This window comes from Bifidobacterium sp. UTCIF-38, assembly GCF_006454495.1.
GTDB classification, from domain to species: domain Bacteria; phylum Actinomycetota; class Actinomycetes; order Actinomycetales; family Bifidobacteriaceae; genus Bifidobacterium; species Bifidobacterium callitrichos.
In genome coordinates, this window is sequence record NZ_JFAL01000006.1 from 220,970 (window position 1) to 229,841 (window position 8,872).

Here is an 8,872-nt window from a genome sequence, read left to right on the forward strand (position 1 = left end):
AAGATTAAATGTATAACGGCAAAGAGCGCTCGATATGCCATGAACTGATTATTTGGCTTGTTGGGCATCGGGTGTTATTGCGGGTGGGCATCGCGATTAGTGGGAGACGGCACCACTGTCGGCTGTGATGGGCTTCGGTGGTGCCGTTCGTGTCGGTGGCGATGTGGCTATTGATTGTGGGTGTGGGCTCGCATGTTGTAGTCGCCTGTTTCGATCCAGGTGCTGTTGTGGACGATGCGGTCGAGGATCGCGTCGGTCCTTGGGCTGCGGTCGAATCTGCCGGGCCAGTCCTTCTGACGGTATTGCGTGCAGAAGATGGTGCTCGCGGTGTCCTCTCGGCGTTCCATGATCTCGTGGATGAACCGGCTCATGGATGTGTTGGGTTTGTCGATGAGCCATTCGTCGAGGACGAGGAGCCGGTAGCCGCTGATCTTGCGGATGAGTTTGGCAGGTGCGCCGGGTTTGAGGTTGGCGGTCTCCCATTGCTCGGTCAGGTCGGGCATGCGGATGTAGAGGGTGCGGTAGCGGTTGCGGCACGCCTGGCGGGCGAGGGCGTTGGCTATCCATGTCTTGCCGGTGCCGGCGAATCCCTGGATGACGACGTCGCGGTGCTGCTCGATCCATCCGCAGGTGGCCAGTTCGTTGAGTTGCTGGCGGTTGAGGCCGCGTTCCTCGACGAGTTGCAGGCTCCTGAGATCGGCGTCCGGGTAGCGGAGCCTGGCGCGGCTGACGAGCCCGTCGATGCGGGATTGGCAGAACATGGCGTACGCGTCGTCCACGGCGATCTGGAGGCGTTCCGTGGTGCTGGCGGCCTCCAGCGCGGCGTCCTGGCGTTCGAACGCGTCGAGCAGTTCGACGGCGTTCATCTCGCGCATCTTGCGTTTGGTCTCGGGATTGATGTTCATCGCCGTTCCCCCTCGTTCCGGTCGCGGTCCCAGTAGCCGGAGGCCCGGATGTATCCCTGTTCGTCGGCCTCCTGCACGCCGGGCAGTTTGATGCGCAGCTCCTCGCCTTCCTCGACCATGTGGTCCTGGCCGGTGTCGAGCAGTGGCCTGATGTGCCTGTAGCGGGGCGAGCCGATGCAGCGGCGGGCCACGTCGCACGCGTTCTCCAGCCGTTGCGCCCCGTAGCGGCGCGACAGGCGCAGGATCGCCAGGGCCGGGTCGATGGCCTGGTCGTCCGTGCGGGACTCGTTGAACAGGTTGCCGATCACGATGACCGTGTTCGCCCCGATCCTGCGAGCCCAGTCCATGACGCGGGCTCGGTCCCACGGCTGCCATTCGACCAGGCCGGCCACATCGCCGGCGTTGGTGGCCCACTGGTTCGATACCCCGGACGCGAACAGGCGGTGGGTGCTCACGCGCGTGCCGCCGTCCCAGATCTCCAGCATGTGGTCGGAGACCTTCAGATCGACCCGGCGGCCGATGCACCCGGCCGGAGCGGAATACCAGTTGCTCCGGTAGGACACATGGCAGTTGGACTGGACCTTCCTGCCGCCCTCCCACGTGCATACCTCGTACGGCACGGCCGGCAGCGGCGTCATCATGGGCCGCTCCTGCGCCTCGAACACCGACGCACGCGACCCGTCGCGCTTCTGGAACAGGGCCTTGTTGTGCTCCGCCAGCCACAACACGACCTGCCCGTTCAACTCGTCGAGGGAGGCGAACGACTCGTCGCGCATCGCGCCGATCACGCCCTTGGTGGCCTGCCACACCTCGTTCTCGGCCGAGCTCTTGTCCCTCGGTGAGCGCACCCTGCCCGGAATCACGGCCGCGGAGTAATGCTCTGCCATGGCCCGGTACGCCTCGTCGGGCACGACCTCGCCGTCCCGCGGGTGGCTGACGACGCCGGTCTTGAGGTTGTCGCACACGATCCTGGAGGGCGCGCACCCGAAGAACGCGAACATGTTCACATGGCATTTGAGCCATGTGGCCTCCTTCATATCGCCGGTGGCCTCCACATACGCGTACCTGCTGTACGGCAGCACGCCCACGAACAGGTACGCGCGCGACGCCTCGCCAGTGGCCGGGTCAACGATCCGCATGGCCGGACCCGCCCAATCGACCTCCACGCACATGCCGGCCTTGTGCGCCACGCGCGAGGTCGCGCCCAGACGCGCCGCGTACCCGGCATACCGCTTGCAGAACCGGTCGTAGCTCATCGACGGCCTGCCCCCGGCCGCGCACCGGTCCCGATACTCGGCATGCAGCAGCTTCAACGTGACGCCGACCCGGCCCAACTGGCGATGCACGTCGGCCCAATCGGGCTGCTCGTACACGCTCGCCTGCTCGCCGCGGCCGGGAAACAGCAACGCGTACACCTCGTCATCCGTTTTCCCCTCGACGTCCGTCCAGCCGATACCGAGACGATCCGCCTCGTCGAACACGCTCATCACGCTATGCATCGACATACCCTGCGACGACGCTATCGCCCGTCGGGACAGCCCCTGATCGCGAAGCCTGAGCACAAGCCTCGCCCTTATCCTGCGCACCGCCATTGGGACGCTCCTTCCATCGCACGACCATCATGCGATGAAACACAAGCTAGAACCCCGACCAGTGCCCCACCTCAATAACACCGGTGCCCAAGCGCAATATCACCTGCCAAACCCCTGTGATGCCCACCCGCAATAACCCCGCGGCTCAGAAACGCAAATATTCAATGAACCAATCTAAGCCCGAATTACCCAACAATAATGGTGGTTTGCGAAACTTAGTTTTGCAAACCACCATTAGTTTGGCTCTGTTGACTAGTTCTTTTTATGCAAGAAGCGAATCAAGGAAATGAGAGCCACAATTCCCAGCACATCAACTCCGAGACTGAGAATAATGGCGATAGGAACAAGTACCTCGCTCATTTTCAGATTCCATCTGTGACTCTAACATTGTTGTCAGAGCCGGTAACATCAGCTCGTAGCCAGGCAGTACCGCTATACCATCCTTGGATGCTATAGGAATACTTTTGCTCGGCCATTGTCGATGTATGCGTCAAGGTGCGATCGCTGTAGGTTCCGCCGACTAGATTGACCCACCAACTGTCTGCGCTAGTGATTTTGTTGTTGGACACGTTGATGTAATAGCCATCATAAAATGCCAGCCATTCCCTATAGATCTTCCATCTCTTTGTGGATCGTGCTGTCGTTGCATTTTCAATTCCGATAGTGACGGTATCTCCCGAATTAGTGGTCGTCACATATTCGAGTTTCTCTCCAGGCTTGAGCTGGTCAAGACCCTTAAAGATAACGGAACCATCTTCACCGGCCACAGCGGTCGGCTGAATCTCTGCCGCATACGTAGGGCTAGTCCCTGCGAACACAAGTGCAAGACTGGAGACTAGTACCACCATGAGAATGGAAACTCGGCTGATAAAAGACCTATATTTCATTTTGGACTCCTTAGTTTGTCTTCGTTGACTGTCTTCGTTGACATTGTCTTCGTTGACATAGAGCGCCGTTTTTATTCTTTCATAAAAGCCGCTGATGCGAGTCAGCGTTGATGTCTTGCCTTGGCGTACGAACCTCTCAAATTAAGTGCTATCGAGTGTCTTCATGATTACCTCCATCGGTATCCTTTTGATATATCTGCCGCATCCGGATGCAGTAACTCTATGATGCAACCTCTGCGAAATTGGTGCTCTCTTAGGATATGAATTGTCATCTAAAGATGACTTCGATGTCACAGAGACCAATGGTTGCAACCACAAGCTTTCGGATAGGAAGCGGAAAGAAACCGTCACACTGACGCCAGCTATGTTAGCCAGAACCCCTATCAGCCCGCCACGCGGGGTTGACAATTCTTCCTCCTCTCTCGACGATGACACATTCGTGGCGCCGGAGGGCAATATACGCCTGCAACAGACTTATTCATGACATGTTGGTGGACCGATCGAAGCGCGGCGGCGCATTGCACGGCCAGCACTGGTACCAGCGGCAAAAAGTAGCGACTGTTGATGCCTATGACGCCTTGCTGTCCGTCGAGTGTGAACTGCATCCATACTGCAGCGTAGATCAGCGTCACGCATCCCGCGGTCGTTGCCCATGATGTCAGCCAGAACAGCAGATAACGGCGATCCTTGCGCCATACGATTACGGTCAGCAGTAGGGCTGTGGCGGAAAGCGCCCAGAACAGGAACAGCAGCGGTGGTTCCCACCATGACCAGCCCTGCAAGCTGACAATGCTGTAGAGCATCCTCGGCAGAAACATGTGTGGAGCAGTCAGGAGTTCCCGCCGTCGTCGAGCCACTTCGACGTACGGCACACGCGACGGGTTCGTGGCGAACCCGGTCCCGACGCTTACCCATGCGAGCAGCAACAGAACAGCCAGCGTGCATCCGCCAATAAGGATGAGGCGTGAACTCGCGTTCATACGCCGGCGGATGGCCATTGGCAGCAAGACCATAAGCAGGCATGGCGCATACGCGAACTTCGCTAACGTGATGATGCCGGCGGCCGCGACCAACGCAGCGCAATGCACAGCGCCGAAGCGATCGCCTTCCGCGCATCGAACCAGCAGGCAAGCCAACGGAAGGGACATGGCCACCAGCGTCGAATCAGGAGAGAACATGAACGAGAACGGCATCGCCATCCATACGGCCAATATCCCGGCCAGCCATCGAAACCAGCGCAGCGCATCCCCGGTCAGCAGCCGCAGGCAAGCCCATACCGATACGAGATAGACGACCAATTGGAACATTTCGGCCATATAGAACCGGCATACCGCATTCAATCGCAGCAGAAGCCCCACGAGGAAGGCGGCAATCTGCGGCAGATACGCGAACGGCGGATACACTGCGGTGTTGTCGAACGGCACCTCACACCGGGTCCCGTTGCAGGTGCTGATGGATGCCGGATCCACCAATCCGGACACGTAATCGCGGTCGTTGGCCAGCGAGAACGCGACGACGTCTTCACCGATCCAGCCTCCCACGTTTTGCGTCGCGTCGGGATGATAGTCGGACGCAGCATGCACCGGACGAGCCAGCACGTCGCCGTTGAACATTGCATCCACCCGATACACATGCGCCCACACATCTGCGGTCGTCCCCGGGCGTACCAGTAGAATGCCCAACACCCCGCACAACATCACCAAAGCGAGAACAATGATTGTTCCATGGTTTTTGGGCAGCCAACCATTCCGATCGATCGAACACGAACGCATGACATCACCGCCACAGATCACGCAGCCGGCGCTGTGCCGGATCAATTCTTATGGTGAATGTGCATATGGGAATGAGCTAATCAGAAGGGAAATCTGTCATCGAAAGATGACAGCAGTCGATGGCAGATGCCGATAGATGACAGCATAGAAGTCATAGTCGCTTAGATGCAGTTCCGACCATCACCGATAGGCATACGGCAAGGATTGCTACATCGGCCCTCAGTCAAATGCTTGACATTCATGGATATGACGCCGCGCATGGGAGCGTATATTTCATTGGCATAAATGTCGCGCCTACAGCACGTCAGCCATCCTCATGTAGTAATTGCTATGGATCTTTGGCATCTGCCAACCGATGTCATTTTGTCTGCATTTATCTTCAATTTATGCGAATAACGTTTCTCGCCATAGATGGCAGACAGCATATGAAAAGCGTTCGCCATGTGTATGTCATCTCAAGATGACATACACATGGCGAACGCTCCCCGCCAACGGCATCTGCCCCAATCTCCCAAAAGGCGCACACACGGTGCGTCTTTTGCTATCAAGGGAGATTGCATGCCCAGAAATAGGCGTCATCGGGAAAACCATCCAACAAGAACCAGAAGCACATGGGGAACCGTCATCCCGCGTTTTGACGCAAACGGGAAAATCACTGCCTGGCAGGTTCGATACCCCAACCCGTTGGCCCCAGGCAAGCGGGTCCAACGGCAGTTCAAACCCTGGCAGGAGCTAGATGCAAGAACATGGCTCGAAGAGGAAAAGCACCTAGTTGACCTGCACAACAAAGGAATATCCGAATGGATTCATCCGGCACAACGAAGAAAAGCCAAGGTGAACGAGCATAAAGAGCTGGACAGCCATCGGATTCTGTTCCGCGATTATGTTGAACAATGGGAAGCGAACTATCGGCTCCCTAATGGCGAGGAGATAGCAGGTGGCACACGTAGGAATCTTCAGCTAGACATTAGGCATTTCATGACGGATTTCGAATCTCTTCGACTCGAAGAAATCACTCCTCTCGCTATCAAATCATGGTATGACAAGCCTCACCCGGAAGGGCAATGGGCTTTCCGCCGTTCCTGCATGAGATTGAAGGCAATTCTTGAATCTGCCACAAAGCCCGGACTGGATGGATCGACGCCATTGCTGCACTTTAATCCATTTATTTTCCCGATACCTCCAGCACCTAGATCATCGCGTATTGATGTGTCTCCAGTAACGCCTCATGAACTGATGCTACTGGCGAAAGCCATGCCAGAATACACGAGGCTGTCGGTCTTTCTCTCGACTTTGGTCGGAGGTCTGCGTTGCGGCGAGTTGTGCGGTTTGCGCGTCATGGACATAGACCTCAATAACCAGACGCTGCATGTCCGGCACTCCGTTAACCGCGGCAACACGGATCGTGGGGAGATCCGATATAGCAGAACGAAAACCGAATCCAGCATGAGAAATGTGCACATCCCCAGTGCGCTAATACCGATGATTCGTCAACATTTGCATGACCACTGCGATACAGGTGCGCCGGAATCACCGGTCTTCGTCCCCAGAAGAGCGAAGATAATGTCACAGACCACGTTAGAGGAGCAGTTCGCCAAAGCACGCGTAAAAGCCAATCGTCCCGATCTGACGTTCCAAGGACTGAGAGCAAGTCATGCAACACTGTTCATGCTTCAGGGGGGAACCCTCCGTGAAGTCATGAACGAATTGGGACACACTAGTGAAAAGGTCGCCTTACGACATTACCAGCTTACAGTCGCTAGCCATCAAACCCAGATCGTGGATAGCTTGGCTCGAGCATTTATGGATGTATGACCTAAGGGTGCCATGCTCATTGGAAACGGGTGCAGGTCTCGTTCTCGAACTGCGCTTGCACCCAGCATGAGTCGGATCCTCGCAAGAAGAACTATGCAAGGATGTCGTACAAAAGATGACAAACGAATGGGCAATGAAGCAGAAACCACCCAGCTATGTCATAGTACAGGTTACGGAAAGGAATACTATGAAAGCAATTGCCTCTATACTGGTTTTCGTATCGCTGACGACGTCTGGATTCCCGCTGGGAAGCGTAGCCGGAGACGGATCTCACGAAAACAACGCTTCTACGAGCTATTCCACTCGTATCTATCCGGGTTGCCCCCCCGTTCCTACATTGGTTTTGCCATATCGGCGGCTGATGTGATGGGAATTCGGGCATGAAATTGCCATGTCCCGTCTTCGGAAGAAACCTTTGAACCGCCACCTAGGGAGCTTATACGCTCCCTATGCAACCTCAATCCGTTACTGGACGCAGGTTTATCGGGGAACAGATTATCATCCGATACTTCGTTGACCTGATCTATATGGATTAATGAACCGCTGCAATTGATGGAAATATAGTATTCTCCATTCGGTTTTGCATGGGCGGCGGTATTCGTATATAACTCCTGCAGCAATGACTCCATTTCTCTGAAACAATCGAAGCTCATGTCGCTTGGAATCTTCGGTGACAGCTTTGTCTCTCCGGAAAAACCCAACCTTCTGAGAGACCGATCTCCCTGTTCCGCAATGGCCTGAATCCGACCGGCAAAAGATACATTCGTCGTATTCATGACTTCCTTATTTTCGCCATTCATTACATTGATAACGGTTCTGACTTCGTGTAATGTCTTAATGATCATGGCGCGAAATTCGACGACTTCGGCTTCGGTGAGTGTCTTCTCATGGCTGAGGAACTTGTTATCCAACAGTATCGCCATGTATGTCAGATTTCCTGTAATCGAGTCATGGATTTGACTGGCGGCGATGTTCTCCTTTCTCGTCATAGCAAGATATTGCTGCATCTTTTCGACTTTAAGCTTTTCCTGTTTGGCATGATTGGCAAGATTGTTCCAGGAAACGGCTCGTCCTGCAAAAAACGCCAAGAACATGGCGAGCAGTAGCATGACATATTCATTGGGAGAGGTACCGGTGGCATCGAATCGCCACATGCGCACCGCGGCTATGGATAACGGGTATATTGCCCCATATGGTGGCTTGATGTACAGACCGACATAGGCCAACGCAAGCCATGTTCCCCATAGGAAACTAGGCCCACTGTTATCGGGCACGAAACAGCATATGACAAAGGTGGCCAGAACAATATTGCTACCCAGCACAGGATGAAAAGCCGTGAGCGCAAGCGCCGCCAAATGGGCGACGACCAATGAGCCTACCATCACGCTCTCTGGCGGATAAGCCCAGGTTTCCGCAAGCGTAAGAATGATGATGATTGCAGGAAGAAGATAGCGAAGATACTTGAAATACCATTCTATATAGGAAACCAACATCTCGTGTCTATTTCTCATTCGTTCTTCATCTTGAGCCATCGAATCACCGCCTGTGTTCTGTTTTTAGCATTCATTTTCTCAGCCGCACGTTTAATGTACGTCTTCACGGTCGGTTCGCCTATACCGAGCTTTGCCCCGATTTCCTTTGATGTACATCCTAGCGCGCATAGATTCATGATCTCCTCCTCCCTTCTCGTCAGATTCCTGTATCTGCGTTTCGCAAGTTCCATCCCTGAAAGTCTGTCGTGGGCTTCCTGTGCGGTCTCCAACGATTCATATTTCACATGAGGCGACTGTCCATTGGCCAATAAACACAACGCCCGGCAGATATCTCTCAATTGGGCTTTATCCATTAAGCATGCGGCTCCATTCTCCAAGGCCTGTACATAATACTTTTGGCGGCTATTC

The 8,872-nt window shown here is 55.1% G+C and carries 7 protein-coding genes; 1 reads left to right on the forward strand and 6 read right to left on the reverse strand.

Going from position 1 to position 8,872, the window contains the following annotated elements:
• Positions 1-167: 167 nt before the first annotated feature.
• From BW11_RS03320 to BW11_RS03335, 4 genes are all read right to left on the reverse strand, one after another.
• On the reverse strand, positions 168-905 hold the full coding sequence (locus BW11_RS03320; RefSeq protein WP_140444463.1) for an ATP-binding protein: 738 nt from the start codon (positions 903-905) through the stop codon (positions 168-170).
• Positions 902-2,497 (reverse strand): IS21 family transposase, encoded by a 1,596-nt coding sequence (gene istA / locus BW11_RS03325; RefSeq protein ID WP_140444462.1) that lies wholly within the window; start codon positions 2,495-2,497, stop codon positions 902-904. The genes BW11_RS03320 and istA overlap by 4 nt, the downstream gene beginning before the upstream one ends.
• 362 nt (positions 2,498-2,859) lie before the next feature.
• Complete coding sequence (locus BW11_RS03330) at positions 2,860-3,384, reverse strand: DUF5626 family protein (protein WP_140444461.1); 525 nt, start codon at positions 3,382-3,384, stop codon at positions 2,860-2,862.
• Between the two features lie 383 nt (positions 3,385-3,767).
• Entirely contained in the window at positions 3,768-5,156 is a 1,389-nt protein-coding gene (locus BW11_RS03335) for a DUF2142 domain-containing protein (RefSeq protein WP_140444460.1), read from the reverse strand.
• A gap of 558 nt (positions 5,157-5,714) precedes the next feature.
• Between BW11_RS03335 and BW11_RS03340 the strand changes: the two genes are divergently transcribed.
• Positions 5,715-6,971 carry a site-specific integrase gene (locus BW11_RS03340; RefSeq protein WP_140444459.1) on the forward strand — a complete coding sequence of 419 codons (1,257 nt, stop codon included), beginning with the start codon at positions 5,715-5,717 and terminating at the stop codon, positions 6,969-6,971.
• 332 nt (positions 6,972-7,303) lie between these two features.
• Here the strand turns inward: BW11_RS03340 and BW11_RS03345 are convergent, their stop codons facing one another.
• On the reverse strand, positions 7,304-8,503 hold the full coding sequence (locus tag BW11_RS03345) for a sensor histidine kinase (RefSeq protein ID WP_140444458.1): 1,200 nt from the start codon (positions 8,501-8,503) through the stop codon (positions 7,304-7,306).
• Positions 8,479-8,872 (reverse strand): LuxR C-terminal-related transcriptional regulator (locus tag BW11_RS03350; RefSeq protein WP_140444457.1); only part of this gene is annotated, 394 nt, incomplete at its 5' end. The genes BW11_RS03345 and BW11_RS03350, both read right to left, overlap by 25 nt.